We start from the raw sequence: 24,474 nt of genomic DNA, 5'->3' as shown, positions 1-24,474 counted from the left end.
GTTAAATGTGCTATGCGATTGCCAGTGTTGGAGACCCGGATGCAGCCGTCAGCCCGCAAGACATGGAAGCAAAACCCGGATGCGGTGCGCGGCGATATCCTGCGTGTCGCGATTTCGGTATTTTCCGAAAGTGGGCTAAAAGGTGGGCGGATCGAAGAGATCGTCGCCCTAACAAAGACCTCCAAGCGCATGATTTACTACTATTTTGGCGACAAGGAGGGGCTCTATCGTGCCGCTCTGGAAGCCGCCTATGGGCGTATTCGAGAGGCAGAATCGCAGCTCGATCTGGCCGGTGTGGAGCCGGTGATGGCGCTGGCGCGGTTGGTTCGCTTCACGTTTGACCATCACCGGGAAAACACTGACCTTGTCCGGCTGGTCATGATCGAAAACGTGCATCGTGCCGCGCATTTGAGCGATTCCGAGGTGATCCGGAGCGTGAATGCCGGTGCGATTTCGGATCTGGAAAACCTTGTGAAACGCGGCATTGCCGCAGGGGCGTTTCGGGCCGATCTGGATGCGATGATGCTGCACTGGCAGATCTCGGCGCAGTGTTTCTTCAACGTCTCGAACCGGCCCACATTTTCGGCGCTCTACGGTGACGCTCTGTTCCGCGATCCGGAGCAGGAGCGCCTGCGCGAAGAAGTGGTGCGGACGATCCTTGGCTACGCCCGCGCCTGATGGCTCTCAGTCCCGCGCGCCGATGGTGACGGTGCACTCGGCAAGACCGACGACCGAGGCGGTGCAAATGTCGCCCGGCTTCAACGCGCCGACACCAGCGGGGGTGCCGGACATGATCAGATCGCCGGGCTGCAACGCGATGGAACGGGAGAGGATCGAGATCACCTCCGGAATCGACCAGATCAACTCTGTCAGGTCGCCGTCCTGCCTCGTTTCGCCATTCACGGTCAGGGAGATCGAGCCGGACGCCGGGTGCCCAACCTTGGACACCGGGCGGAGCGGCCCGATGATGGCGGAGTTGTCGAAGGCCTTGCCCCAATCCCAGGGGCGGCCCATGTCCTTGGCCACTTTCTGAAGATCGCGGCGGGTGAGGTCATTGCCGGTGCCATAGCCCCACACGTGATCGAGCGCGTCCGCCTCTGAAATGTCGCGTCCGCCGGTGCCGATTGCGACGACCATTTCCGCTTCATAGTGCAGGTCTTCGGTTTGCGGCGGATACGGCACGGTCTGGCCGGTGTCGACCACGGCATCTGCCGGTTTGGTGAAGAAGAAGGGCGGTTCGCGATCCGGATCCTTGCCCATTTCGCGGGCGTGGGCGGCATAATTGCGCCCGACACAGAAGATGCGCCGTACCGGGAAGCGGTCTTCGGTGCCGTCAACGGCGACAGAAGGCGTGGGGGCGGGGTCGATCACATAGCCCATGGGTATGTCCTTTGCTTGGTTCGCGTAAGCGCGTTTTGCAAACCGTAGAGCCAATGCGGTGGGAGTTTCCAGCCCCGCAGGATGCCATGTGTGCATATTGTTGGAATGCATACTACCGGAGGAGCGGGGTGTTTTGTATGATCCGCCGAAGCAATCCAGAGCGAAGAGGTCACGGTGCCCGAGATCAAGCCAACAATGGCGTTTCAACGCATGGCGGGGCATTTGATTCGCCGTCTGCACCAGCTGTCCCATCAGAGATTTCAGGCGGAAGCGAAGGCGGCGGGGCTTGATCTGACGCCGGTGCAATATGCTGCGATGGAGGCGGTGGGCGCCAACCCCGGTGTCGATCAGGCGACCGTGGCGGCGCTTATCGCCTATGACCGGGCCACGATTGGCGGCGTGATCGACCGATTGGAGCACAAGGGACTTCTGGCGCGGGAGGTCTCAGAGACGGATCGGCGCGCCCGGGTCCTGACGTTGACCGAGGCGGGCACGGCGCTGCTCGATGGCTTCCGGCCGACGGTGACCCGCTTGCAGGAGGATATCCTCGGCGGTCTGGATGAAGGCGAGCGCGAGCGGTTTCTCGGGCTCGCCCTGAAGGCAGCGTATGGGGATGACGCCTAGACCATGGCGGCGCGGCGCATGCGGCGTTTGTTGACCCAGTACCAGATGCGGTAGACTTCCAGCGCGGCAAGCGGCGCGAAGTGGACAACCGCGCCCATCGGATGACCCCAGTTGTGCAGCGAGGCCCAATGCAGCAGCGTCAGCACGGCAGCCGCATAGGTAAAGCGTTGCACCGTTTTCCACCGGGGTCCCATGACGCGTACAAAGTAGTCCATAGAGGTTATGGCCAGCGGAATGAAGATGGTGAAGGCGATCCAGCCGGTCCAGATGTAGAAGCGCGGCACTTCGGCGACAATGGTGTCCAACGATCCTTTGTCGGTCAAGTAGAACAGCGTGTGCAGCGCGGCATAGCCAAAGGCCGCAACACCGAGATAGCGGCGGTTCTTCTTGAGCCATTGCGGCCCGCGCCAGCCCTTGAACAGCATGACGAGTGGCGTGGCCATCATGGTGATGATCAACAGCCGCGCGGACCATTCGCCGGTGGGATGCACGAGAATGTGGATGATGCGGGCATTGTCGGATGAGAGAGCCTGATAGCTCCAGTACAGCGGCGGCAGGGCCAGCAAAGCCCAAAGCCAGTAGGGATTTAGTCGGGTCATGAAACGGTGCCTGTTTTGATGTGGACGATGGTCTAACGCGGCAGGTTGAATTCTCCGTCGGTGTTTTGCGAAAAATCCTGCAATACTGCGACGGGCTTGCGCCGGTCGTGGTGCTGTGGCTTGTCAGGGGCAGGATGCGGAAAGGGCGAGACTTGGGTTATCTGCGATTCATCTGTCTGTGTGTGGCGCTGGTTGGCGCGGCGGGCGTGGCCTCGGCGGAACGGATTACGGTCTTTGCCGCCGCGAGCCTGAAGACGGCCCTGGACGAGATCGGGCCGCTGTTCGAGGCGGACACAGGACATGACCTTGTCGTATCACTGGCGGGATCTTCGGCGCTGGCGCGGCAGATCGAACACGGCGCCCCGGCGGATGTGTTCATCTCGGCAAATGTCGGTTGGATGGATCATATCGCGGCGCTGGGCCTTTTGGAGCCGGGCACGCGGCGTGACGTTCTGGGCAATACGCTTGTGCTTGTCGGGCAGGGCGCAGCACTGGACGATTGGGCCGATCTGCCCGGGCGGCTCGGCGCCGGGCGGCTGGCCATGGCTTTGGTCGAGGCGGTGCCGGCGGGGATCTATGGCAAGGACGCGCTGATGAGCCTCGGCCTGTGGTCCGACGTGGAGACGCGGGTGGCACAGGTGGACAATGTGCGCGCGGCGCTTGCGCTGGTGGCGCTGGGCGAGGCGCCGATGGGCGTCGTCTATGCCACGGATGCGGCGGCTGAACCCGCCGTGGCCGTTTTGGCGGATTTCCCAGCGGGCAGCCATCAGCCGATCCTGTATCCGGCCGCGCGGATCGCAGGCAGTGGAGCGGCCGCCGATGATTTCCTGACCTATCTGCAAAGCGCCGAAGCCCGCGCCGTGTTCGAGGCGCAGGGCTTCACGGTGCTGGAGGACTGAGGTGGACTGGCTCACGCCCGAGGAATGGCAGGCGGTGGCGCTGTCGCTGCGCGTGGCCTTCTGGGCGGTGCTGGCCTCGCTGCCGTTCGGTCTCTTCGTAGCCTATGCTTTGGCCCGCTGGGATTTTCGCGGCAAGCAGTTGGTCAACGGGTTGGTACATCTGCCGTTGATCCTGCCGCCTGTCGTGACGGGGTATCTGCTGCTTCTGACGTTTGGCACGCGGGGGCCGATTGGCGCGGCCTTGCAGGAGATCGGCATTGTCTTTGCCTTTCGGTGGACCGGGGCGGCGCTGGCTGCGGCGGTCATGGCCTTTCCGTTGATGGTGCGGGCGATGCGGCTCTCGCTGGAAGCGGTCGATCCAGGATTGGAGCAGGCGGCGGCGACGCTCGGGGCCTCCCGGCTGTGGGTTTTTGCGACGGTGACGCTGCCGCTGACCTTGCCGGGGATCATCGCCGGCGCGATTCTTGCCTTTGCCAAGGCGATGGGCGAATTCGGCGCAACGATCACCTTCGTCAGCAACATCCCAGGGCAGACTCAGACGCTGCCTTCGGCGGTCTATGCCTTCCTGCAGGTGCCGGGTGGGGAGGCTTCGGCACTGCGGTTGGTGGCCATTTCGGTGGCCATCGCGATGGGCGCCTTGTTGGCCTCTGAGTGGCTGTCGCGGCGGGCTGCGAGACGGGTGGGCGGGGCATGACGTTGTCGGTGCGCCTCAAACATCGGTTCGATGGGCTGACGCTGGACGTGGATTTCGAGGCGCCCGCGGGGCTCACGGTGCTGTTCGGGCGGTCCGGGTCGGGCAAGACGACGATCGTGAATGCCGTCGCTGGGTTGCTGCGGCCGGATGTCGGGCGTGTGGCCGTGGATGGGCGGGTGTTGCTCGATACGGAGCGGGGCCTGTGCCTTCGGCCGGAGGCGCGGCGGCTTGGCTATGTCTTTCAGGAAGGGCGGCTGTTTCCGCATCTGACGGTGCGGCAGAATCTTAATTATGGCCGCTGGTTCGCGCGGGGACGTGGCGGGGCGGAACCGGATCAGGTGATCGCCATGCTTGGGCTCGAAGGGCTGCTGGAGCGGCGGCCCGGCGCCCTGTCCGGCGGGGAGAAGCAGCGGGTGGCCATCGGGCGGGCGCTTCTGGCGGGTCCGGAGTTGATCCTGGCGGATGAGCCCTTGGCAGCGCTCGATGAAGCACGAAAGGCGGAGATCTTGCCGTACTTCGAACGGCTTCGGGACGAGGCAATGGTGCCGATCCTCTACGTCAGCCATGCGCCGGCCGAGGTGGCGCGGCTGGCCACGTCGGTTGTGGCCTTGCAGAACGGGCGTGTAGCGCGGCAGGGGCCGGCGGCAGAGGTGCTTGGCGATGCGAGCGTGCTGCCGACCGGTGTACGCGGCGCGGGCGCGGTGCTGCGGGCCGTGGTGGTCGCGCATCACGCCGATGGGCTGAGCGAGTTGGACGCGGGGGGTGTCCGGCTGCATCTGCCACGGGTGCGCCATGCGGTCGGGGCAAGCCTGCGTGTGCGGATTCCGGCACAGGAGGTGATCCTCGCGCGGGGACGGCCAGAGGGGCTGTCGGCGCTCAACATCATTCCGGGCCGGGTCGAGGCGATCCGAGAGGGCGGCGGGCCGGGGGCGATTGTTTCGCTTGCCACACCTGCGGGAACGGTGCTGGCGCGGATCACGCGGCGGTCGGCGGCCGCGCTGGGCGTCGTCGAGGGGGCCGAGTGCCATGCGGTTCTCAAGACGGTGGCGATTGCACCGGAGGATGTCGGCGGCGCTTGAAGCCGGTGCGGTGCCCGCTATCTGCCGGGCATGAGACAGGCATTGATCATTGGGCACTCGGGGGGGATCGGATCGGCGATCTTTTCCGCGTTAGAGGCAAAAGGCGTGACAGTCACTGGAGTGTCACGGCGGGACGACGGGCTGGACGTTACCGACGAGGCCTCGGTTGCGGCGCATCTGGGCGCGCTGGAAGGGCCGTTCGATCTGATCTTCAACGCGACCGGAGCGCTAGAAATCGGCGGTGCGGAACCGGAAAAAAGCCTCGGCGCCCTGAATGCCAAGGCGCTGTCGGACCAGTACCTGGTCAACGCGGTTGGCCCCATGCTGGTGCTGAAGCACGCGGTACGGCTGTTGCCGAAGGATCGCCCGGCGGTCTTTGCGTCACTGTCGGCACGGGTGGGCAGCATTGGCGACAACCGGCTGGGCGGCTGGTACAGCTATCGTGCCGCGAAGGCCGGGCTGAACCAGTTGATGCACGGGGCAGCGATTGAATTGGCGCGCACTCACAAGCACTTGGCCTGTGTCTGCCTTCATCCCGGAACGGTCCGCACGGCATTTACGGAAAAGTACCTCGGCCGGCATCCGTCGGTTCCGGCGGATGAGGCGGCAGCGCGGCTTCTGGCGGTGATCGAAGGGCTGACGCCCGCGCTGACCGGTGGATTTTACGATTATGCGGGTAAGGAGATCGCTTGGTGACGCGTCTGGTTCTGGTGCTGGGTGACCAGTTGAGTGAGGGCATCGCCGCGCTGCGGTCGGCGGACAAGGGCTCAGATGTGGTGGTGATGGCGGAAGTCGCGGCGGAGACGGATTACGTCGCGCATCATCCCAAGAAGATCGCGCTGATCTTTGCCGCGATGCGCAAGTTCGCAGAGCGTTTGCGGAGCGATGGCTGGAACGTGCGCTATTCGGAGCTGGATGACACGAATAACAGCGGCTCGATTGTCGGTGAACTGCTGCGCCGTACCGAAGAGACCGGCGCGCAGGAGGTGATTGCGACGGAACCGGGTGAATGGCGGTTGATCGAAGCCCTGCAGAATGCGCCGGTGGCGGTGCGGATTTTGGAGGATGACCGGTTTATCGCCTCGCACAAGGAATTCGAGGACTGGGCCAGGGGTCGCAAGGCGCTGCGGATGGAGTATTTCTACCGCGATATGCGACGCAAGACCGGTCTGTTGATGGATGGTGACGGGCCTGAGGGTGGCAAGTGGAATTACGATCACGAAAACCGCAAGCCCGCGCCCGACACGATCAACACGGCGCCGATGCAGTTCACGCCGGACGATACGGTGGCGGCGGTGCTGGATCTGGTGGAGGCGCGGTTTGGCAAGACATTCGGTGATCTGCGGCCGTTCCATTATGCGACGGAGCCGGGACAGGCCAAACGGGCGCTGGCCCATTTCATCACGCATGGATTGCCGAAGTTCGGCGATTATCAGGATGCGATGCTGGATAGCGAGCGGTTTTTGTACCATGCGCTGCTGTCGGCCTATATGAACATCGGGTTGCTGGACCCGCTTGAGGTATGTCAGGCGGCTGAGGCGGCCTATCGCGCGGGGGATGCGCCGCTGAACGCCGTGGAGGGGTTCATCCGGCAGATCATCGGCTGGCGCGAATACGTGCGGGGCATCTACTTTCATGAGGGGCCGGAGTATCCGCGTCGCAACCGGCTGAACCATCAGCGGGGCTTGCCGCCGCTGTACTGGGGCGCGGAGACGAAGATGCGCTGCATGAGGCAGGCCGTTGCCCAGACCAAGGAAGAGGCCTATGCCCACCACATCCAGCGGTTGATGGTGACGGGGAATTTCGCGCTTCTGGCCGGGGTGAACCCGGCGGAGGTGCATGAATGGTACCTGAGCGTTTACATTGATGCGTTCGAGTGGGTCGAAGCACCGAACACCGTAGGGATGAGCCAATTCGCCGATGGCGGCGTGATTGCGTCCAAGCCCTATGTCTCCTCGGGCAATTACATCGACAAGATGTCGGATTATTGCAGCACATGCGCTTACGATGTGAAGACGAAGGTGGGGGACGGCGCTTGTCCGTTCAATTTGCTCTACTGGCATTTTCTCGACCGGCATCGGGAACGGTTCGAGGGCAATGGCCGAATGGGGAACATGTACCGGACGTGGGACCGGATGGACGCAGACAAGCGCAAGGCGGTGCTGGCGCAGGCGGACGATTTCCTTGAGCAGATGAGTGCCGGAGGCCGCGTCTGAGTTTGCGCCGGGTGTCCGCTTTCGTTCAGCGCCGGATGTGCGCGGCGAGGATGGTGTCGAGACGTTCGAGAAAGCGGGATTCCGACAGGTCGGTCTGGGTCTTGTGCCGGGCTGCGGCGGAGAGGGACTGCCGCAGGGCGGGTGCCTCTGCGATGCGGCGCAGCGCATCGGCGACGGTTTTCGGCTGATGCATGTCGATGATGAAACCGTTTTCGCCCTGTCTCAGGTAGCCTGCGGAACCGCTGTCGGAGGAAATCACCGGGATCGCGCCATAGGCCATGGCTTCGACGGGGGAGACGCCGAGCGGCTCTGCGAAGCTGGGCAGGACACAGACATCGGCGGAGGCGTAGACGTTGGCCATATCGGCAAAGGTGATACCGGAGCGCAGGGTGATCCAGTCGTGTTTTGACAGCGCCTCGATGCGGGCGGCATGTTCGGCCTGCTTCGGGTCGTCGCTCTTGGCGGGGGAGCCGACGAGGGTGACATGGTAGTGCGCGTCGAGACCGGCGGCCTCCATCGCGTCGATCAGCTCCGGCTGGTTTTTGCGCGGCAGGCCAAGCTTTCCGATGCAGACGATGTGCAGCTTGGCCCCTGGGCCGGGCTTTGCCAGGGGCGCAGGCGTTGGCAGTGCGGCAACCGGCCAGGGCAGATAATGGCCAAAGGGATCGGACCGGCCCGAGGCGCCGGGCAGACCAGGCACCGGGGTAATACGCTGTCGGGGCAAGCCTTTCCAGGCCAGCTCTGCGCGGCGCAGTATCGAGGTTGGCGCATTCATCGGAAGCAGATTGTAGAGCAGCGCCGGAATGTTGCGCGTCCGTGCCGCCCGCGCTGCGCGCCGGGACAGGGCCCAGGCGTTGCGGACGACCACGAGGTCGGGTTGAAAAGCGTCTACGGCGGCGTCGACGTCGGATTGCGCCGGATGTCGGCCCATGACCCGTGGGGTCAACAGGCTGTGATCCTCGCCGCTGCCGCTGCCGTTTGCCAGGATTTGCAGTTCATGTCCGGCGGCCAACATGGCCCGGACGGCGAACCACAGGTTTGTGTGAAAGCGCGGTAACGCGAAGAGAATGCGCGCCATCAGTTGTTGTCGGCGGCCGGTTCCGGGGTGGTGGGGTTTTCCGGGGTCACGCCATTGCTGGTTGTGGCGCCGTCGGAGGACAGCGCGCCGTTGATCCACTCCCCGCTGGCTTGCTGCCCGGTGGCGTATCGCATGATGCCCTGCCCCTGTCGCTTGCCATTGCGGAAGCTTCCTTCGTAAACGTCGCCGTTGGCGTAGGTGGCGAGACCCTGGCCGGAAATCTCGCCCTTGTCCCATTCGCCTTCGTAGCGGAAGCCGCTGGACATCACGATCGTGCCGAGGCCGTGACGTTGACCGTCGCGGAACTGGCCTTCGTAGACTGTTCCGTCGGGGTAGGTTGCCTTGCCCGCGCCGTGGCGCTGGCCACCTTGCCAGTTGCCTTCATAACGGTAGCCGTCCGGGTAGGTCATCACCCCGAATCCCTCGTTGCGCGCATTGCGAAAGCCGCCCTGATAGGTCAGTCCGTTGGCATAGGTTGCAATACCGTCGCCCTCGATCACGCCATCGACCCAATCTCCTTCGTAGGTAGAGCCGTCGGGGTAGGTGATCTTGCCCTTGCCATTGGCCAGATCGCCCTTGAAGTCGCCGGCATAAACGGAGCCGTCGGGATAGGTGACCTGCCCCTTGCCTTCGATCTGGCCGGAAACCCAATTGCCGGTATAGCTATAGCCATCTTTGCCGTTGAAGGTGCCGGTGCCGTGGCGCTGGTCGTTGTTGAATTCGCCGTCGTATGTGTCACCATTGGCGTAGGTGACCTTGCCGCGGCCTTCGCGGCGGCCATCGACAAGCGCGCCTTCGTAGACGTCACCATTCGGCTGGATCAGCTTGCCCTGACCGTCGATCTGCCCGTCGCGCCAGGTGCCTTCGTAGATCAGCCCGTCGGTCATGGTCAGTTTGCCGGAGCCCTCCCGCTCGCCATCCGCCACGCGGCCTTCGTAGACCGAGCCATCCGGGTAGGTGATCTTGGCCGCGCCTTCCTTGACCCCGTTGACCCAATCGCCCTCGTAGACATAGCCGCCGGGGGAGGTCATTACGCCTTTGCCGTGGTGCAATGCGTTGCGGAACGCGCCCTCGTAGCGCACACCGTTGGCGTAGACCGCGACGCCCTGTCCGGTGATCTTGCCATCGAGCCACGAGCCTTCGTATGTGCCGCCGTCGGCAAAGACGATCTTGCCCATCCCTTCGGGTTTGCCCTTGGCGAACTGGCCTTCATAGACCGAGCCATTGGGAAAACGGGCAACGCCCTGACCCTTGATTTCGCCCTGCACCCAGTCACCGGTGTATTCGTACCCATTGGGAAGGCGATAGGTGCCGGTGCCATCCTGAAGCCCGTCCCGGAAGGTGCCTTCGTAGACGCCGCCATCGTCATATTGCTTGGTGACGACCTCGTCATTCGTTTGCGCCAGAGCGAGGCCGGCGACGGCCGCCGCGAGGGTGAAAGTGATGCCTGCCAGCTTCATGCGCGTCCTGCCCAGATCCTGCGTAAGGTTTTGCTTCTGTACCTGAAACGTAAAGGACGCCATGGGCCGGGGCAATCTCTTTTGCCGGAGCGGGCTTCCCCTTGGGCGTGCATCTGCTATTTGGACCGGGACTGGATCGAAGAGGACTGGCCATGAGCGATCACTTCCGCCTGACGCTGGCTCAACTGAACCCCACGGTGGGGGACATCACGGGCAATATCGCCAAGGCGCGCGCCGCCTGGGAGGCGGGCCGCGAGGCCGGATCGCAGTTCGTGGCCCTGCCAGAGATGTTCGCTGTGGGCTATCAGACGCAGGATCTCATCCTCAAGCCCGCGTTCGTGCGCGACGCGGTGGATCAGATCGAAGCGCTGGCCGTTGCCTGTGGTGATGGGCCTGTTCTGGGCATCGGGGGGCCATGTCCGGGTGAGGATGGCAAGCTGCACAACAGCTACTACATTTTGTCGGGCGGTGCCGTTCAAACCGTGACACACAAGTTTTTCCTGCCGAATTTCAACGTCTTCGACGAGGTCCGCCTGTTCTCGCGGGAGCGGATGCAGGGGCCGGTGTCGGTCGGTGGCGTGCGTCTTGGGATCCCGATCTGCGAGGATGCGTGGTATCCCGATGTGGCGGAAGCGATGGCCGAGAGCGGGGCGGAGATCCTTGTCGTTCCGAACGGTTCACCCTACTTCCGCAATAAATACGAGACGCGGCAGAACCACATGGTGGCGCGGGTCGTGGAGACGGGTTTGCCGTTGGTTTACCTGAACATGTGCGGCGGGCAGGACGATCAGGTGTTCGATGGCGGCTCTTTCGTGCTGAACCCGCACGGGCGTCCGGCGGTGCAGTCGCCGGTTTTCGACGAAGACATCACCCATGTCGATTTCGACCGCACGCCGGAGGGCTGGCGGGCGCGGGATGGCGCGTTCGTCCAGCATCCAGGCGCTTGGGAGCAGGATTACCGCGTCATGGTCGAGAGCCTGCGCGACTACTGCCGCAAGACGGGGTTCGGCAAGGTGCTGCTTGGCATGTCGGGCGGCATCGACTCGGCGCTGGTGGCGACCATTGCGGCGGATGCTTTGGGGCCTTCGAATGTGCGCTGTGTGATGCTGCCGTCGGAGTATACATCCGAGCATAGTCTTGAAGATGCAAAGGCCTGCGCGGAAGCGCTGGGCGTGCATTATGACTTCGTGCCAATCACCGAGGGGCGGGACGCGATCACCAACACGCTTGCGCCGCTGTTCGAGGGAACCCAGCCGGATCTGACGGAAGAGAACATCCAGTCGCGGCTGCGCGGTCTGCTGCTCATGGCTTTGTCGAACAAGTTCGGGGAGATGTTGCTGACCACGGGCAACAAGTCCGAGGTGGCGGTGGGCTATGCGACGATCTACGGCGATATGGCGGGCGGCTACAACCCGATCAAGGATCTGTACAAGACGCGTGTCTTCGAGACGTGCCGCTGGCGCAATGCCAATCATCGCGACTGGATGGGTGGACCGGCGGGCGAGGTGATCCCGGAGCGGATCATCACCAAACCGCCCTCGGCGGAGCTGCGCGAAGATCAGAAGGACAGTGACAGCCTGCCGGATTACCCGGTGCTGGATGGCATCCTGACAATGCTGGTGGACGACGAGGCGAGCGTGTCCGACTGCATCGCGGCGGGCTATGCGCGGGAGGATGTAAAGAAGGTCGAGCACCTGCTTTACATCAGCGAATACAAGCGCTTCCAGTCCGCGCCGGGGGCCCGGCTCACGCGCCGCGCCTTCTGGCTCGACCGCCGCTATCCGATCGTGAACCGCTGGCGGGATGAGGGCTGAGGATCAGCCAGCCGCGCCTTTGCGCCGGAGCAGACCGATCCCGAGGAGACCCGACAGCAGCAACCATGCACTTGCGGGAAGTGGGACGGGCGCGGCAAGGCTGGATGCCGACAGAAAGTCCGGGTCTGCGGCGGTAGCCTGCAATGTTCCCGTGGTTTCAACCCAGAGCTGCGCCGTGTTGCCGAAGTCGATGGTTCCGTTGCCCGCGAGCAATTGTGTTATAAGGTAGAACTCGACGGCGATCGTGGTGGAGGATGCACCAAGGGTGTAGGCCGATGAAACCGACAGCGCGTAACCCTCGATAGACCCGCTGTTCGCAGTGTTCAGTGAAGGACTACAGGAGGTGCCAAGGCAGAGCGAGTCATAGCTGCCGCCCGTCCCGATCATTACCCTCGATTGCACTTGCCATGCCGGGATGCCGGGCCCGCCGCCGGGCAATGTTCGTGTAAGGTCCCACATGCCGTCAATAAGGATGCTTGCCGTAAACGTACCGGATCCCGTGAGGGTGAAAGTCTCGGTGAGAGTGCCGCCTGCGTTCGTGTTGCCGTCACCGGTCCCGTCGCCGTTGTTGCCGGACATGGTGCTGAACGACCGGAGGGTCCCCGCGTCGCCGTTGGCCGTGAAGCTGGACGAACCAGACGTGCTTCCGGAAGCGGCACTGGCCGATACGGAATACACCGGCGTCGTGATCGTGCTGCCCGAGGCGTTGTCCGTAGTGTTGTCCTGCGGCGTCAGGTTTGTGTTGGCGGTGGCCGCAGCGAAAATATTGACGGTTGCGGCGCTTGCCCCGGTCGCCGCGAGGGCGAGGGTTGCCGTCAGTGCGATTGTCCTGAGCATGAATATTCTCCTTAAAATAACTTTACCTTACGTCAAGTTTAGGTTGATTCGCGCGATTCAGTCAAATCAGCCACAACCCGCGCGGGAGGCAGTCTGTTCTGGATGACATTCTGTGAATGGAATGTTATCTTAAGTCTGTCGCAAATGTGCCAGTCTCTTGGCGCGGGGTCGGGAGAGTGTGATGCATTTTGGTTTGTTTCTGCGTTTGGGTGCGATCAGTCTGATTGCGGTGATTGCCGCATCAGGTGCATCGGCCCAGATGATGCATGGCGGCGGGATGGGCCATACGCACGGCGCGGACGGCACCGGACATGACGAAATGACCATGCCGGGACTGCGTGGGTTGGATGCTACGCCGGAGGAAAGTGCGGAGATGGCGGTGATGTTCCGTAATTTCCGGTCGATCGAACGCAGCGTCGAAAATCTGCCGAACGGCATTCGTACCGTGACGCGTTCCGATGTTCCGGAGGTCATGGATGCGATCGTCAGCCATGCCGTGGGGATGATCGACAGGGTCGGGCAAAAGAGCGATCCTCAGGTGTTCATCCAGAGCCCAACGCTCGACATCGTCTTTGCCCGCGCGGAGGGGATCAAGTCAGCGGTCGAGGTGACCGAGGAGGGATTGGTGGTGGTGCAGACCTCTGACGATCCGGAATTGATCGCGGCGCTGCATACCCATGCCGCCGAGGTCAGCGACATGGCCGAGCGGGGCATGCAGGCCGTTCACGAGATGATGATGCGGCGCGCGGCAGCCCGGTAGGGCATTACTCCCACCAGTGATCGATCAAAGCGATATCATCGTCTGACCAGCCGAAGTGGTGCGCGAATTCATGCACGACGACATGGGTGATGAGATCCGGCAGGTCCACGTCGCCGCGGTCGCGCCATTCGGCAAGGATTGGCTGGCGGTAGAGGGTGACCGTGTCGGGCCAAGGGGTCGGGTCGGCGAAGCTTTTCTCCGTCATCGGAATCCCGCTGTAAAGGCCGGTCAGATCAAACGGATCGTCGATCTCCAATTCCTGAAGGGTTTGCGGATCGGGGTATTCCTCGATCCGTATGAGCACTTCCAACGCGCTCTTGCGAAAGGGCGCGGGGAAGGTGTCGACCGCGTCCTGTGCCACTTTGAGGAAGTCATTTTGATCCATGGGCTGGATATGGGGGATCGTCGCGCCGCCGGAAAGGGTTAGCCAAGCGGATAGGTGGCCAGTGGTTCGTAAATGGCACCCGCATCATGCAGCGTGGATTGGATCAGGCTGAAGCTATGGGCCGAAAACGATGGGACATGCGCGGTGCAAAGCGCGGCAAGGGCCGGGCCGGGGTCCACGCGGCCGGGCAGGCGGGCGAGGGTGACGTGCGGGCGAAAGCGACGGCGTTCGAGCGTAACACCCGCGCCTCGCAGGCGGGCGCGGATGCGGTCGTGCAGCTCGTGCAGCGGAGCCTCTCCTTCCGCTTCGAGCGCCAGGGCTTGCCCGTGGCGACCGCCGTAGACTGTGGCGCCGGTCAGCGCCAGATCGACCTTCGGCGCGCGAATGGTTTCCAGCCCCTCATGGGCGGCCTGGGCAAGATCTTCGGACACATCGCCAAGAAAGGCCATGGTCAGATGCAAGTTCTCCTCCGGCACGCGGCGCAGATCGCCGGGCAGGCGGTCTTGAACGGCACTCAGCACGGTGAGCGGGTCTTCGGGCAGGTTGAGAGAGACAAACAGACGCATAACCAATTCCTGTCACAGCGAATCGCGGAGGACCAGTGAACGCTGTGTTTCCGGCGGTTTACAGCCGGGTGAGCGCGGTGATCGGCAGAAGCCGGGCGTAGTCCTGCGGCAAGCACAGCTGTGTGCCTTCGCTCAGGACGGCGGCGCTGGCGGCGGCGGCGCCCATGCGCAGGGCTTCCTGCGGGGGTTGCCCCCCGGCCAGACCCATGACCATGCCGCCGACAAAGCTGTCTCCGGCGCCGATGGCGCTGACCACGCCTTCGTTGGCGGCGGTGACGTGCCAGAGGCCGCCGGGTTCGGCCATCACGGAGCCGTCTGCGCCCCGAGCGATCACCACGATCGAACCGGCGCCGCGCTGGCGCAGAATTTCGGCAAAGCGCGCGCTGTCGAGACGGGTGTCCAGCGGCAAGCCCGACAGATCGCGCGCTTCGTGGCTGTCCATCCGCAAGATGTAAGGCGCGGGGGCGATGCCTTTGGCCTGATGGGTCAGGTGCGGACCGGAGGTGTCGATGACCACGCGCCGCGCACCGAGCCGGTCGATGGCACGGGGCAGGAAGCCCGGTTTCGACCCCGGCGGCATGGAACCGGAGAAGACGATGAACGAATCGTCGTCGGTGTCCGTTGCAATGCGTTCCAAGACCGCATTCAGTTGCGCCTCGGTCCAGACCGGACCGGTGAGAACAAAGCGGTATTGATCGCCGCTGGCGTCATCGGTGACCGAAAAGCTGTGTCGGGTGCCGCCGGGCGCGTCGATGCGCACCCAATCAAGACCCATTCCGTCGAGCAAGGCGCCGAGCGCCTCACCGTTTGGACCGCCAAGCGCCACCCAGGCCTGTGCGGAGCCGCCCAATTGCGTGATGGCCCGGGCCACATTGACCCCACCGCCGCCCGCCTCGGCGGTTTCGGGGGCGCAGCGGAGTTTGAGATTTGGGGCGACGCGCGCAGCGCTGGTGGCCAGATCGAGCGCGGGATTGAAGGTGACGGTGAGTATCTTCGTCATGCAAACCTCTTGGTTACCGGTATCATGGCAAGGGAGCGTGCGGGGCGAAAGCCTAATCTGGACAAATCACCGGCAGTATGAAAACACCCGCCGGATCAGGAGGCACTGCCATGACCGTCACTCGTTTCGCGCCCTCGCCCACCGGATACATCCATGTCGGCAACCTGCGCACCGCTCTGTTCAACCATCTCATCGCCCGCAAGACCGGCGGTCAATTCGTGCTGCGCATCGACGACACCGATCCGGAGCGCTCGAAGGAAGAATACGTCGACGCGATCAAGCAGGACCTCGAATGGCTCGGCCTGACGTGGGACCGTGTGGAGCGGCAATCGGCGCGGCTGGACCGGTACGAGGACGCCGCACAGCGCCTGCGCGATATGGGGCGGTTCTATGAGGCGTGGGAGACGCCCACGGAGCTTGACCTCAAGCGCAAGAAGCAGCTGAACATGGGCAAACCGCCGGTCTATGACCGCGCGGCGCTGGCGCTGTCGAACGAGGAGAAGGCAGAGCTTCGCGCGGAACGCGGCGATGGCGTCTGGCGGTTCAAGCTCGATCAAGAGCGGATTGTCTGGCCGGACGGTATTCTTGGCGAAGTGTCGATCGATGCAGCATCGGTTTCGGACCCGGTGCTGATCCGGGCCGACGGGCAATTCCTTTATACGCTGGCTTCCGTGGTCGACGATATCGAGATGGGCATCACCCACGTGGTGCGCGGCAACGACCATGTGACCAACACCGCGACGCAGATTCAGATGATCATGGCGCTGGGCGGCACGCCGCCGTCATTCGCCCACCATTCGCTGCTGACCGGGCCGCAGGGCGAGTCGTTGTCCAAGCGACTGGGCACGCTGGCGCTGCGCGATCTGCGCGAGGCCGGGGTGGAGCCGGAGGCGCTGCTGAGCCTGATGGCACGGCTCGGGTCGAGCCAGCCGGTGGAACTGCGGATGTCGATGGACGAAATTGCAGACGGCTTTGAACTGGAGCAGTTCGGTTCGGCCCCGACGAAATTCGACGTCGAGGACCTCTATCCGCTGACCGCGAAGAAGCTGCATCAGTTGCCGTTCGAGACGATCAGGGATGATGTCGAGGCGCTGGGCGTTCCGGAAGACAAAGCGGCGCTGTTCTGGAAGGTCGTGCGCGAGAACATCACTACACGCAAGGATATGGCGCCATGGTGGGCGTTGTTCCGCGATGGTGCGGAGCCGATGGTGGCCGACGAGGACAAGGACTTTATCGCCGAAGCGATGGGCCTGCTGCCGGACCCGCCGTACACGACCGAAACCTGGGGCAGCTTTACCGCCGCGGTAAAGGACGCGACGGGCCGCAAGGGCAAAGGTCTGTTCATGCCGCTTCGCAAGGCGCTGACCGGTCAAGAGCGGGGCCCGGAGATGGCCGATGTGATGCCGTTGCTTCAGAAGGTTCCGGCAAAGAGCCTGGCCGGTTAATCGCGGCTGGAGAGGTTGAGCGCATCGCGGTCCGCCTCGGCGGGGATGTGCACGTCTGCCTGATCGAGAGCATAGTGCCGGTGGGCCCGCGCGGCTTCGGCCATAGCGGGCCAATCGCACTCTTCCAGCCGGTCCAGCGCATGACGCAATTGTGTGACCACTTCGATGCGTCCCGCGCCATCGCGGGCGATGGTATCGAAGGCATCCTGCACAAGATCATCCGCCGCCACCTGCGGCGCGATGATCCGGCTGAATTGCGGCGGCTCCTCCGAGGGCCCGGGGCAGGATTGCAGCAGGTTCATCAGCCGGTGGATGACGTCGATGGCGGTGCCGGGATCGTTGATGCCCGGTGAAAGCGCCCGCGTGGCGATCTCTGCCAGCACCATGAGGCCAAAGCGGGCATCCTGTTCGAGCGAGCGGGTCTTGCCGATGGTGAACATCGGCTGCGCCTTTCGGGCCAGATCGTCGCCCGCGATGTTCAGCTCCGCGATGGTGTCACCTTTAATGACATAGTGCCCTGGCGGAGCCATGAGCCAGAGCCGGGCCTCGGCCTCCGACAGCAGATCGTTGAGGCTTGGCATGTCAACGAACTGCAGATAGCCGGAGTGCGGCGCGGTGACGGGAAATGTCCGCGGCGGCGGGCGTTCGGCCTGTGCCGATGGCACGCCGCCAAGCGCGGGATGCGTCGATAGCGCCCTGAGCGGCGGTTGGGCCGCCTTTTCGACGAGGTTCAGCGTATGGTCCATGCTGCCAAGCCGGGACAGATGGCCAATCCAGCGCAGGATAGCGAGAATGATCGCGGCGATCACGAAAAGGGTGAAGAAGAAGATCACAACCGAAGCGGCATCATCGTAGATATCGGCGCGGAACATGACGATGGCAGTAAGCGAAAACAGAAAGGCCCCGACGAAGGTTGCCAGCACCGTCTGGGTTGTGCCGTCCTGCATCAAAATCCGGTAGGCGCGGGGCGTGGCCTGGGACGAGGCGCTCTGAAACGCCTGAACCATGACCCCGAGAGAGAAGGTGGTCACGGTGAGCATCGACGAGGCGAGGATGGTCAGAACCGGCAGCACCGCCTCCTGTCCGAAGCGTTCCTTCAGTGCGTCGGAGATCAGCCAGTCGAACAGCGGCGCGACGAAGACAGAAACGAGCGCGAGCAGGGTCATCAGAAGCGCCCGCACCCCGAGATTGCGCGACAGGCGCAGCGCGAGCATGAGGTACTTGGACAGGCTCACCGGACCAGGACCTTGCAATCGAGCGCACGCAGGGCGTCCCGAACGAAGATCCGCTCGTCGCGGGTGAGCGATTGTGCGCGGGGATAGACGGGATCGCTCCGGTCGTCGAGGATCGGTGCGTCCCAACCGTCGGTCGTGTCGATGAAGTCCTGCGCGCCAGCTTCGCCAAACACGCGCAGATAGCCCTGAAGAACGACATCGAGGTAGGACATGAGTACCGGGTGATCGTCGTCGGGCCGATGCAGGCGCGCCGGATCTATGGCATAGATCGCGATGTCAGAGGCCTGCGCCTCGTGATGAACCTCATGGCCTGCTGGGAGCCGGTCGTAGGCCGCCTCGCGCAGGTCCAGGGTGGCCCAGCCCTCTGCGGGTACAGGAGCGATCAGGCCGTCGATGCTGTGACCCGGCGCGCGAATCGCGGTCAGATAGGCAACCGAGCGATCCGGAGTGTAGCGCCATGCGCGCCGCCAGTTCCGCGCCGTTGCCCGGAAAACCGGGTCGTATCCGTGCGTTAAGGTGTTGACCAGAGAGCCATATCCAAAAAAATATGCATCACACATGAAGAATAAGCGGCCTCGTATTGATGTATGTCAATCCGGCTTTGCCGCGATCGGTATAGGAACACTTGGGACTTTCCGAGCAAAAGGCAATCCGATGCGGGTAACCAAACGAACCAACATTGCCATGCGTGTGCTGATGTTCTGCGCGGTCAACCCCGGTCGCCTTGTGACAAAAGCAGAGATCGCCAGGGCCTGCAATGCGTCGGAAAACCATCTTGCGCAGATCATCAATCAGCTGGCTCAGCTGGGTTATCTGCACACGCAGCGGGGCCGCAATGGCGGGTTGGAATTGTCGCGGCCTGCGGATCAGATTCACATCGGCGAGATCTTTCGCGCTCTTGAGGCGCCGGTGCCGCTGGCCGAGTGCTTTGCGGATGTGGACAACACCTGTCCATTGACCGAGGCCTGCCGTCTGCGAACTGCTTTGAACGACGCGGCCGGGGCTTTCTACGCGACGCTTGATCCGATCAGTCTTGATGCATTGATCTGCGACAATGCACCTTTGATGCACATTTTACAGCCAGTGCAGCCCTGCCACGTTGCGACGTCACAGGCTGATCTTGCCACCGCAGAATAACTCGCTTATCCATGCGCTCATCGTGATGGGAGAACCGGTGGAGATGCCGGTGCCGAAGGAGCAACCGCCCCGGAAACTCTCAGGCCACAGGACCGTTGCGATATCTGACACTCTGGAGAGTGGCGCCCGGATGCGCCCGCCGAAGGGATAACGATCTCAGGCCAAAGGACAGAGGGGGCATGGATGGCGCGGGATAAGTCCGCGCCGAAATGCCCGCACCCCTGCGCAAGCCGTGGTCCGGGAGTGACGGACCGGAGGGCGTATGGCCGAAGACGACCTGAAAAAGACAGTTTTGTTTGATCTGCATCTGGAGCTAGGCGCCAAGATGGTGCCGTTTGCCGGCTATGAGATGCCGGTGCAATATCCCATGGGCGTGCTCAAGGAGCACCAGCACTGCCGCGCGCAGGCCGGTCTGTTCGATGTCTCGCACATGGGGCAGGTTGTGCTGCGTGGCGACGGAGCGGCAGCGGCGTTGGAGAGCCTCGTGCCGGTCGATGTGATCGGCCTTGGCGAGGGGCGCCAGCGCTATGGCTTCTTCACGAACGACAGCGGTGGCATAGAAGACGACCTGATGATCGCCAATCGCGGCGATCACCTGTTCGTGGTCGTCAACGCGGCCTGCAAGGATGCGGATGTGGCGCGCATGACGGCCGCGCTGGAGCCAAAAGGCGTTACGGTCGAATTGATCGAGACCCGGGCGCTTCTGGCGCTGCAGGGGCCGGGCGCGGCGGCGGCACTGTCTGCGCTCTGCCCCGATGTGGCCGGGATGCGGTTCATGGATGTGGCGACCGTCACGATTGCCGGTGCGGAATGCTGGGTGTCGCGGTCGGGCTATACCGGCGAAGACGGCTTTGAAATTTCCGTGCCCAATGGCGATGCGGTCGAACTCGCGCGGGCGCTTCTTGCCGATGAGACTGTCGCGCCGATTGGTCTTGGCGCGCGGGATTCGTTGCGGCTGGAGGCGGGGCTTTGTCTCTATGGCCATGATATTTCAAGTGAAACAACACCGGTGGATGCCGCGCTGACCTGGGCCATCCAGAAGGTTCGCCGCAGTGGCGGGGCGCGGGAAGGCGGCTTTCCGGGCGCTGACCGAATTCTGAAGGATTTGGCTGAGGGGACGCCGGTCCGGCGCGTCGGCCTGCAGCCGGAGGGGCGCGCCCCGATGCGCGAAGGCGTCGAGATCTTCGCCGAAGCGGAGGGCGGTAAGGCGGTTGGCCGTGTGACGTCCGGCGGCTTTGGCCCGACAGTCGGTGGACCGGTGGCCATGGGCTATGTCCCAAGTGCCCTGTCCGAGGTGGGTACAACGCTTTTCGGTGAGGTGCGCGGCAAGCGCATGCCGGTTCAGGTTGCCAAGCTGCCCTTCGTTCCGGCAGGCTTCAAGAGATAATCCAACAGGAGAAACGGATATGAAATACACCGAAGAACACGAGTGGCTGGAAATCGAGGGTGATCTGGTTGTCGTGGGCATCACCAAGCACGCGGCGGAGCAGCTGGGCGATGTGGTGTTTGTGGAACTGCCGGATGTGGATACGGAAGTTGCCAAGGACGACGAGGTCGTTGTGATCGAGTCGGTGAAGGCGGCGTCTGATATTCTGGCACCGCTCGATGGCGAGATCGTCGAGGTGAATGAAGCCATCGTCGAGGATCCGGGCAAAGTGAATGAGGACCCCGAAGGCGACGCGTGGTTCTTCAAGATGAAGGTCGAGGATTTGAGCGCCATGGACGACTACATGGACGAGGCGGCCTACAAGGATTTCATCGGCGAGTGATGGGACGGGGTGCGGGGCAAAGCCCCGCCCTACGGACCGTTTCGCGGGATCCGGCCGTTCATTGGCGCCGGGTTCCCCCGATGAAATTGAGTATTTCTGCCAAGAAGAAGCACCGGGCGGTTGCCCGTGTCTGACGGAGGCTTTGGGATGAGCTACGAACCGATTGATTATTTGCCCTATGATTTCGCCAACCGGCGGCATATCGGGCCTTCGCCGGAAGAAATGGCCGAGATGTTGGAGGCGCTCGGTGTGACCGATCTTGGCACGCTGATCGAGGAGACGGTACCGGGAGCGATCCGGCAGGCGGCGCCGCTGGATTTCGGCAAGCCGTTGTCAGAGAGCGAGTTGCTGTTCCGGATGCGCGAAGTCGCTGGCCGCAACAAGGTGATGACCAGCCTGATCGGGCAGGGCTATCACGGGACGGTCACGCCGCCGGCCATTCAGCGCAATATTTTCGAGAACCCGGCCTGGTACACGGCTTATACGCCGTATCAGCCGGAGATTTCGCAGGGGCGGCTGGAGGCTCTGCTCAACTATCAAACGATGGTTTGCGATCTGACGGGGCTTGAAGTGGCGAACGCCTCCCTGCTCGATGAAGCGACAGCCTGTGCCGAGGCGATGACCATGGCGCAGCGGGTGGCCAAGTCGAAGGCCAGGGCGTTTTTCATCGACGAGAACTGCCATCCACAGAATATCGCCGTGATGAAAACCCGCGCCGAGCCTCTGGGAATCGAGGTGATTGTCGGCGCGCCCGAGGCGCTCGATCCGCAGACGGTGTTTGGCGCGATCTTCCAGTATCCCGGCACATACGGCCACCTGCGCGATTTCGGCGATGATATTTCACGCCTGCACGAGGCCAAGGCGATTGCGATCATGACGGCCGACCCCATGGCGCTTTGCCTGCTGAAGGAGCCGGGCGCGATGGGTGCGGATATTGCGGTGGGCAGCACCCAGCGGTTTGGCGTTCCGATAGGCTATGGCGGTCCGCACGCCGCCTATATGGCCTGCCGCGATGCCTACAAGCGCAACATGCCGGGGCGGATCGTGGGTGTCTCCATCGACAGCCATGGCAATCGTGCTTATCGCTTGTCCCTGCAGACGCGCGAGCAACACATCCGGCGCGAGAAGGCGACGTCGAACGTCTGTACCGCGCAGGCGCTGCTTGCCGTGATGGCGGGATTCTATGCGGTGTTCCACGGGCCGAAGGGGCTGCGTGCTATCGCACAGCGCATCCATCGCAAGACCGTGCGTCTGGTCAAGGGGCTGGAGGCGGCGGGTTTCAAGGTAGAGCCGGAAGCCTATTTCGATACGGTCACCGTGGATGTGGGCCTGCTGCAGCGCGGTGTCCTGCAGGCGGCCGTGCGCGAGGGGATCAACCTGCGCCGCGTCGGCAAGAGCAAGGTCGGCATCACGCTGGACGAGCGGACCCGGCCCGAAACCATCGAGGCGGTCTGGCGCGCCTTCGGCCTTGTGCGTAAGGATGAGGATTTCACGCCGGATTATCGCATTCCCGACGGGCTGGTCCGACAAAGCACCTATCTGCAACATGACGTGTTCCACATGAACAGGGCCGAGACCGAGATGATGCGCTATATGCGCCGCCTCGCGGACCGCGATCTGGCGCTGGACCGGGCGATGATTCCGCTTGGCTCCTGTACCATGAAGCTGAACGCCGCCGCCGAGATGATGCCGGTGAGTTGGAGCGCGTTCTCGACCATGCACCCCTATGCGCCGAAGGATCAGGCGAGGGGCTACGAGGAAATGATCGGCGATCTGTCGCGGAAGCTCTGCACCATCACTGGGTATGACGCTTTCTCAATGCAGCCCAACTCCGGGGCGCAGGGCGAATACGCCGGTCTGCTGACCATCCGCGACTGGCAGGTCGCCCGTGGACAGGGGCATCGCAATGTCTGTCTGATCCCGGTCAACGCCCACGGGACCAACCCGGCCAGCGCCCAGATGGTTGGCTGGAAGGTGGTTGCCGTGAAATGCGATAACCACGGGTCGATCGATATCGAGGATTTCCGCGCAAAGGCAGAGAAATTCTCGGATGAATTGGCGGCCTGCATGATCACCTACCCGTCGACACACGGCGTGTTCGAGGAGACGGTGAAAGAGGTCTGCGACATCACGCACGAGCATGGCGGGCAGGTCTATATCGACGGGGCCAACATGAACGCGATGGTCGGCCTGTCGCGGCCCGGGGATCTTGGCGGTGATGTCAGCCACCTGAACCTGCACAAGACGTTTTGCATTCCGCATGGCGGCGGTGGTCCTGGCATGGGGCCGATCGGTGTGAAGGCGCACCTGGAACCGCATCTGCCGGGTGATCCGGTGAAGCCGGGCTCTGTTGGGCCGGTGTCGGCGGCCGCCTTTGGCTCGCCATCGCTGCTGCCGATCTCATGGGCCTATATCCTGATGATGGGCGGCGAGGGTCTGACGCAGGCGACACGCGTGGCGATCCTGAACGCCAACTACATCGCGAAACGGCTGGAGGGTGCCTATGACGTACTCTATCGCGGCGGCAATGGGCGTGTGGCGCACGAGTGCATCCTCGATACCCGGCCGTTCGAAAAGAGCGCCGGCGTGACCGTGGAAGACATCGCAAAGCGCCTGATGGATGCGGGCTTCCACGCACCGACCATGAGCTGGCCGGTTGCCGGGACACTGATGGTGGAGCCGACAGAGAGCGAGACCAAGGCCGAGCTGGATCGTTTCTGTGATGCGATGCTGTCGATCCGTGAGGAGATCCGTCAGATCGAAGCGGGCGAGATCGACAAGGAAAACAACCCCTTGAAGAACGCGCCGCATACGATGGAAGATCTCGTGCGAGATTGGGATCGTCCGTACTCGCGGGAGCAGGGCTGCTTCCCGCCGGGCGCATTCCGGGTGGACAAATACTGGCCGCCGGTCAATCGGGTGGACAACGTATACGGCGACCGGCACCTGATTTGCACCTGCCCGCCGATGGAAGACTACGCCGAAGCGGCGGAATAAATAAAAAGCCCCCGGTTTTCCGGGGGCTTTTCAATGTGTCAGGCTTCCAGCGCTCTGATCATGTCCACCCGGGTCCCATGGCGCCCACCTTCGAATTCGGCGTCCAGAAAGGCGTCCACGATTGCGATGGCTTTTGCCTCGTCGAGAACCCGCGCCCCGAGCGAGAGCATATTGGCGTCGTTGTGAGCGCGGATCATTTCAGCGGAGAACGTGTCGGCGCAGACGCCGCAGCGGATGCCTTTGACCTTGTTCGCGGCCATCATGATGCCTTGCCCGGTGCCGCAAAGGATGATGCCAAACCGGCAGTCGCCAGAGGCAACGTGACGCGCGGCGGCTTCGCCATGCTGGGGATAATGTGTGCTTTCCGGCGAGGTCGGGCCAATGTCCACCGGCGTCCAGCCGCGCTCTGCGATATGGGCTGCGATGGCCTGCCGGAGGGCGATTGCTGCGTGATCGCTCGAAAGGACGATGCGTGTGTTGTTTGTCATTTTTTCGGTTCC

Annotated in this window: 25 protein-coding genes and 1 riboswitch; of the genes, 14 read left to right on the top strand and 11 right to left on the bottom strand. The window is 63.2% G+C overall.

Features of this window, described 5'->3' with window-relative positions; genetic code table 11:
* Positions 1-39 precede the first annotated feature (39 nt).
* Positions 40-678 carry a TetR/AcrR family transcriptional regulator gene (locus tag ACN2XU_RS11355; RefSeq protein ID WP_419410555.1) on the top strand — a complete coding sequence of 213 codons (639 nt, stop codon included), beginning with the start codon at positions 40-42 and terminating at the stop codon, positions 676-678.
* 6 nt (positions 679-684) lie between these two features.
* Here ACN2XU_RS11355 and ACN2XU_RS11350 read toward each other — a convergent pair whose 3' ends face one another.
* Positions 685-1,380, bottom strand: coding sequence for a fumarylacetoacetate hydrolase family protein (locus tag ACN2XU_RS11350; protein WP_419410554.1), 696 nt, complete (start codon positions 1,378-1,380; stop codon positions 685-687).
* A gap of 174 nt (positions 1,381-1,554) precedes the next feature.
* Between ACN2XU_RS11350 and ACN2XU_RS11345 the strand changes: the two genes are divergently transcribed.
* Positions 1,555-2,004, top strand: a complete 450-nt coding sequence (locus ACN2XU_RS11345) for a MarR family winged helix-turn-helix transcriptional regulator (RefSeq protein WP_419410553.1) — start codon at positions 1,555-1,557, stop codon at positions 2,002-2,004.
* Here the strand turns inward: ACN2XU_RS11345 and ACN2XU_RS11340 are convergent.
* Entirely contained in the window at positions 2,001-2,603 is a 603-nt protein-coding gene (locus ACN2XU_RS11340; protein ID WP_419410552.1) for a protein-methionine-sulfoxide reductase heme-binding subunit MsrQ, read from the bottom strand. The genes ACN2XU_RS11345 and ACN2XU_RS11340 overlap by 4 nt on opposite strands.
* Before the next feature lie 134 nt (positions 2,604-2,737).
* Between ACN2XU_RS11340 and modA the strand changes: the two genes are divergently transcribed.
* The 5 genes from modA to ACN2XU_RS11315 are packed head-to-tail and all read left to right on the top strand — an operon-like array spanning position 2,738 to position 7,491.
* Positions 2,738-3,502 carry a molybdate ABC transporter substrate-binding protein gene (gene modA / locus ACN2XU_RS11335; protein WP_419410584.1) on the top strand — a complete coding sequence of 255 codons (765 nt, stop codon included), beginning with the start codon at positions 2,738-2,740 and terminating at the stop codon, positions 3,500-3,502.
* A 1-nt stretch (position 3,503) separates the two neighbouring features.
* Complete coding sequence (modB, locus tag ACN2XU_RS11330) at positions 3,504-4,196, top strand: molybdate ABC transporter permease subunit (RefSeq protein ID WP_419410551.1); 693 nt, start codon at positions 3,504-3,506, stop codon at positions 4,194-4,196.
* A complete protein-coding gene (modC, locus tag ACN2XU_RS11325) occupies positions 4,193-5,275 on the top strand; it encodes a molybdenum ABC transporter ATP-binding protein (protein ID WP_419410550.1) in 1,083 nt (360 codons plus the stop codon). Before modB ends, modC begins: the two co-directional genes overlap by 4 nt.
* Positions 5,276-5,305: 30 nt before the next feature.
* Positions 5,306-5,971 carry an SDR family NAD(P)-dependent oxidoreductase gene (locus ACN2XU_RS11320; protein ID WP_419410549.1) on the top strand — a complete coding sequence of 222 codons (666 nt, stop codon included), beginning with the start codon at positions 5,306-5,308 and terminating at the stop codon, positions 5,969-5,971.
* Positions 5,968-7,491: a cryptochrome/photolyase family protein gene (locus tag ACN2XU_RS11315; protein WP_419410548.1), complete on the top strand. Its 1,524-nt coding sequence runs from the start codon at positions 5,968-5,970 to the stop codon at positions 7,489-7,491. The genes ACN2XU_RS11320 and ACN2XU_RS11315 overlap by 4 nt, the downstream gene beginning before the upstream one ends.
* A gap of 25 nt (positions 7,492-7,516) precedes the next feature.
* On the opposite strand, the gene ACN2XU_RS11310 is transcribed toward ACN2XU_RS11315, so the two are convergent.
* Both ACN2XU_RS11310 and ACN2XU_RS11305 read right to left on the bottom strand, forming a co-directional pair.
* Positions 7,517-8,569 (bottom strand): glycosyltransferase family 4 protein, encoded by a 1,053-nt coding sequence (locus ACN2XU_RS11310; RefSeq protein ID WP_419410547.1) that lies wholly within the window; start codon positions 8,567-8,569, stop codon positions 7,517-7,519.
* The gene (locus ACN2XU_RS11305; RefSeq protein ID WP_419410546.1) at positions 8,569-10,029 is read right to left on the bottom strand and encodes an MORN repeat-containing protein; all 1,461 of its coding nucleotides are present in this window, start codon (positions 10,027-10,029) and stop codon (positions 8,569-8,571) included. Before ACN2XU_RS11305 ends, ACN2XU_RS11310 begins: the two co-directional genes overlap by 1 nt.
* Positions 10,030-10,181: 152 nt before the next feature.
* On the opposite strand from ACN2XU_RS11305, the gene ACN2XU_RS11300 reads away from it, so the two are divergent.
* On the top strand, positions 10,182-11,843 hold the full coding sequence (locus tag ACN2XU_RS11300) for an NAD+ synthase (RefSeq protein WP_419410545.1): 1,662 nt from the start codon (positions 10,182-10,184) through the stop codon (positions 11,841-11,843).
* Between the two features lie 3 nt (positions 11,844-11,846).
* On the opposite strand, the gene ACN2XU_RS11295 is transcribed toward ACN2XU_RS11300, so the two are convergent.
* Positions 11,847-12,680: a VPLPA-CTERM sorting domain-containing protein gene (locus tag ACN2XU_RS11295; protein WP_419410544.1), complete on the bottom strand. Its 834-nt coding sequence runs from the start codon at positions 12,678-12,680 to the stop codon at positions 11,847-11,849.
* Between the two features lie 181 nt (positions 12,681-12,861).
* Here ACN2XU_RS11295 and ACN2XU_RS11290 point away from each other — a divergent pair, with 181 nt between their 5' ends.
* Positions 12,862-13,440 carry a hypothetical protein gene (locus tag ACN2XU_RS11290; protein WP_419410543.1) on the top strand — a complete coding sequence of 193 codons (579 nt, stop codon included), beginning with the start codon at positions 12,862-12,864 and terminating at the stop codon, positions 13,438-13,440.
* A 4-nt stretch (positions 13,441-13,444) separates the two neighbouring features.
* Here ACN2XU_RS11290 and ACN2XU_RS11285 read toward each other — a convergent pair whose 3' ends face one another.
* The 3 genes from ACN2XU_RS11285 to ACN2XU_RS11275 are packed head-to-tail and all read right to left on the bottom strand — an operon-like array spanning position 13,445 to position 15,391.
* Positions 13,445-13,825: a metallopeptidase family protein gene (locus ACN2XU_RS11285; RefSeq protein WP_419410542.1), complete on the bottom strand. Its 381-nt coding sequence runs from the start codon at positions 13,823-13,825 to the stop codon at positions 13,445-13,447.
* A 38-nt stretch (positions 13,826-13,863) separates the two neighbouring features.
* On the bottom strand, positions 13,864-14,391 hold the full coding sequence (gene thpR, locus ACN2XU_RS11280) for an RNA 2',3'-cyclic phosphodiesterase (RefSeq protein WP_419410541.1): 528 nt from the start codon (positions 14,389-14,391) through the stop codon (positions 13,864-13,866).
* A gap of 58 nt (positions 14,392-14,449) precedes the next feature.
* Positions 14,450-15,391 carry a 1-phosphofructokinase family hexose kinase gene (locus tag ACN2XU_RS11275; protein ID WP_419410540.1) on the bottom strand — a complete coding sequence of 314 codons (942 nt, stop codon included), beginning with the start codon at positions 15,389-15,391 and terminating at the stop codon, positions 14,450-14,452.
* 110 nt (positions 15,392-15,501) lie between these two features.
* Here ACN2XU_RS11275 and gltX point away from each other — a divergent pair, with 110 nt between their 5' ends.
* On the top strand, positions 15,502-16,836 hold the full coding sequence (gene gltX / locus ACN2XU_RS11270) for a glutamate--tRNA ligase (protein ID WP_419410539.1): 1,335 nt from the start codon (positions 15,502-15,504) through the stop codon (positions 16,834-16,836).
* On the opposite strand, the gene ACN2XU_RS11265 is transcribed toward gltX, so the two are convergent.
* Complete coding sequence (locus ACN2XU_RS11265; RefSeq protein ID WP_419410538.1) at positions 16,833-18,071, bottom strand: DUF2254 domain-containing protein; 1,239 nt, start codon at positions 18,069-18,071, stop codon at positions 16,833-16,835. The genes gltX and ACN2XU_RS11265 overlap by 4 nt on opposite strands.
* Entirely contained in the window at positions 18,068-18,631 is a 564-nt protein-coding gene (locus tag ACN2XU_RS11260) for a gamma-glutamylcyclotransferase family protein (protein WP_419410537.1), read from the bottom strand. Before ACN2XU_RS11260 ends, ACN2XU_RS11265 begins: the two co-directional genes overlap by 4 nt.
* A gap of 94 nt (positions 18,632-18,725) precedes the next feature.
* Here ACN2XU_RS11260 and ACN2XU_RS11255 point away from each other — a divergent pair, with 94 nt between their 5' ends.
* The 4 genes from ACN2XU_RS11255 (at position 18,726) to gcvP (ending at position 23,974) form a co-directional block, all read left to right on the top strand.
* Positions 18,726-19,208, top strand: a complete 483-nt coding sequence (locus ACN2XU_RS11255) for an RrF2 family transcriptional regulator (protein ID WP_419410536.1) — start codon at positions 18,726-18,728, stop codon at positions 19,206-19,208.
* A 16-nt stretch (positions 19,209-19,224) separates the two neighbouring features.
* Positions 19,225-19,313: riboswitch (glycine riboswitch) on the top strand.
* Between the two features lie 157 nt (positions 19,314-19,470).
* Positions 19,471-20,595, top strand: a complete 1,125-nt coding sequence (gene gcvT, locus ACN2XU_RS11250) for a glycine cleavage system aminomethyltransferase GcvT (RefSeq protein ID WP_419410535.1) — start codon at positions 19,471-19,473, stop codon at positions 20,593-20,595.
* Positions 20,596-20,614: 19 nt separating this feature from the next.
* Positions 20,615-20,977 carry a glycine cleavage system protein GcvH gene (gcvH, locus tag ACN2XU_RS11245; RefSeq protein ID WP_419410534.1) on the top strand — a complete coding sequence of 121 codons (363 nt, stop codon included), beginning with the start codon at positions 20,615-20,617 and terminating at the stop codon, positions 20,975-20,977.
* A 147-nt stretch (positions 20,978-21,124) separates the two neighbouring features.
* A complete protein-coding gene (gene gcvP, locus ACN2XU_RS11240) occupies positions 21,125-23,974 on the top strand; it encodes an aminomethyl-transferring glycine dehydrogenase (RefSeq protein ID WP_419410533.1) in 2,850 nt (949 codons plus the stop codon).
* A gap of 38 nt (positions 23,975-24,012) precedes the next feature.
* On the opposite strand, the gene rpiB is transcribed toward gcvP, so the two are convergent.
* Positions 24,013-24,462 (bottom strand): ribose 5-phosphate isomerase B, encoded by a 450-nt coding sequence (gene rpiB, locus ACN2XU_RS11235; RefSeq protein ID WP_419410532.1) that lies wholly within the window; start codon positions 24,460-24,462, stop codon positions 24,013-24,015.
* Positions 24,463-24,474 lie beyond the last annotated feature (12 nt).

The sequence above is a fragment of the Pacificoceanicola niger genome, from assembly GCF_048553275.1.
GTDB lineage: Bacteria > Pseudomonadota > Alphaproteobacteria > Rhodobacterales > Rhodobacteraceae > Pacificoceanicola.
This window is presented reverse-complemented; position numbering and strand designations above follow the sequence as displayed.

What these genes read in the sequence shown, in the direction of transcription:
- ACN2XU_RS11355 (WP_419410555.1), top strand. Translation starts at nt 40, where the DNA reads ATGCAGCCGTCAGCCCGCAAGACATGGAAGCAAAACCCGGATGCGGTG.
- ACN2XU_RS11285 (WP_419410542.1), bottom strand. Translation starts at nt 13,825, where the DNA reads ATGGATCAAAATGACTTCCTCAAAGTGGCACAGGACGCGGTCGACACC.
- ACN2XU_RS11260 (WP_419410537.1), bottom strand. Translation starts at nt 18,631, where the DNA reads ATGTGTGATGCATATTTTTTTGGATATGGCTCTCTGGTCAACACCTTA.
- modA (WP_419410584.1), top strand. Translation starts at nt 2,738, where the DNA reads ATGCGGAAAGGGCGAGACTTGGGTTATCTGCGATTCATCTGTCTGTGT.
- ACN2XU_RS11300 (WP_419410545.1), top strand. Translation starts at nt 10,182, where the DNA reads ATGAGCGATCACTTCCGCCTGACGCTGGCTCAACTGAACCCCACGGTG.
- ACN2XU_RS11275 (WP_419410540.1), bottom strand. Translation starts at nt 15,391, where the DNA reads ATGACGAAGATACTCACCGTCACCTTCAATCCCGCGCTCGATCTGGCC.
- ACN2XU_RS11295 (WP_419410544.1), bottom strand. Translation starts at nt 12,680, where the DNA reads ATGCTCAGGACAATCGCACTGACGGCAACCCTCGCCCTCGCGGCGACC.
- ACN2XU_RS11320 (WP_419410549.1), top strand. Translation starts at nt 5,306, where the DNA reads ATGAGACAGGCATTGATCATTGGGCACTCGGGGGGGATCGGATCGGCG.
- ACN2XU_RS11310 (WP_419410547.1), bottom strand. Translation starts at nt 8,569, where the DNA reads ATGGCGCGCATTCTCTTCGCGTTACCGCGCTTTCACACAAACCTGTGG.
- modC (WP_419410550.1), top strand. Translation starts at nt 4,193, where the DNA reads ATGACGTTGTCGGTGCGCCTCAAACATCGGTTCGATGGGCTGACGCTG.
- gcvP (WP_419410533.1), top strand. Translation starts at nt 21,125, where the DNA reads ATGAGCTACGAACCGATTGATTATTTGCCCTATGATTTCGCCAACCGG.
- ACN2XU_RS11350 (WP_419410554.1), bottom strand. Translation starts at nt 1,380, where the DNA reads ATGGGCTATGTGATCGACCCCGCCCCCACGCCTTCTGTCGCCGTTGAC.
- gcvH (WP_419410534.1), top strand. Translation starts at nt 20,615, where the DNA reads ATGAAATACACCGAAGAACACGAGTGGCTGGAAATCGAGGGTGATCTG.
- ACN2XU_RS11305 (WP_419410546.1), bottom strand. Translation starts at nt 10,029, where the DNA reads ATGAAGCTGGCAGGCATCACTTTCACCCTCGCGGCGGCCGTCGCCGGC.
- ACN2XU_RS11340 (WP_419410552.1), bottom strand. Translation starts at nt 2,603, where the DNA reads ATGACCCGACTAAATCCCTACTGGCTTTGGGCTTTGCTGGCCCTGCCG.
- gcvT (WP_419410535.1), top strand. Translation starts at nt 19,471, where the DNA reads ATGGCCGAAGACGACCTGAAAAAGACAGTTTTGTTTGATCTGCATCTG.
- ACN2XU_RS11255 (WP_419410536.1), top strand. Translation starts at nt 18,726, where the DNA reads ATGCGGGTAACCAAACGAACCAACATTGCCATGCGTGTGCTGATGTTC.
- thpR (WP_419410541.1), bottom strand. Translation starts at nt 14,391, where the DNA reads ATGCGTCTGTTTGTCTCTCTCAACCTGCCCGAAGACCCGCTCACCGTG.
- rpiB (WP_419410532.1), bottom strand. Translation starts at nt 24,462, where the DNA reads ATGACAAACAACACACGCATCGTCCTTTCGAGCGATCACGCAGCAATC.
- ACN2XU_RS11290 (WP_419410543.1), top strand. Translation starts at nt 12,862, where the DNA reads ATGCATTTTGGTTTGTTTCTGCGTTTGGGTGCGATCAGTCTGATTGCG.
- gltX (WP_419410539.1), top strand. Translation starts at nt 15,502, where the DNA reads ATGACCGTCACTCGTTTCGCGCCCTCGCCCACCGGATACATCCATGTC.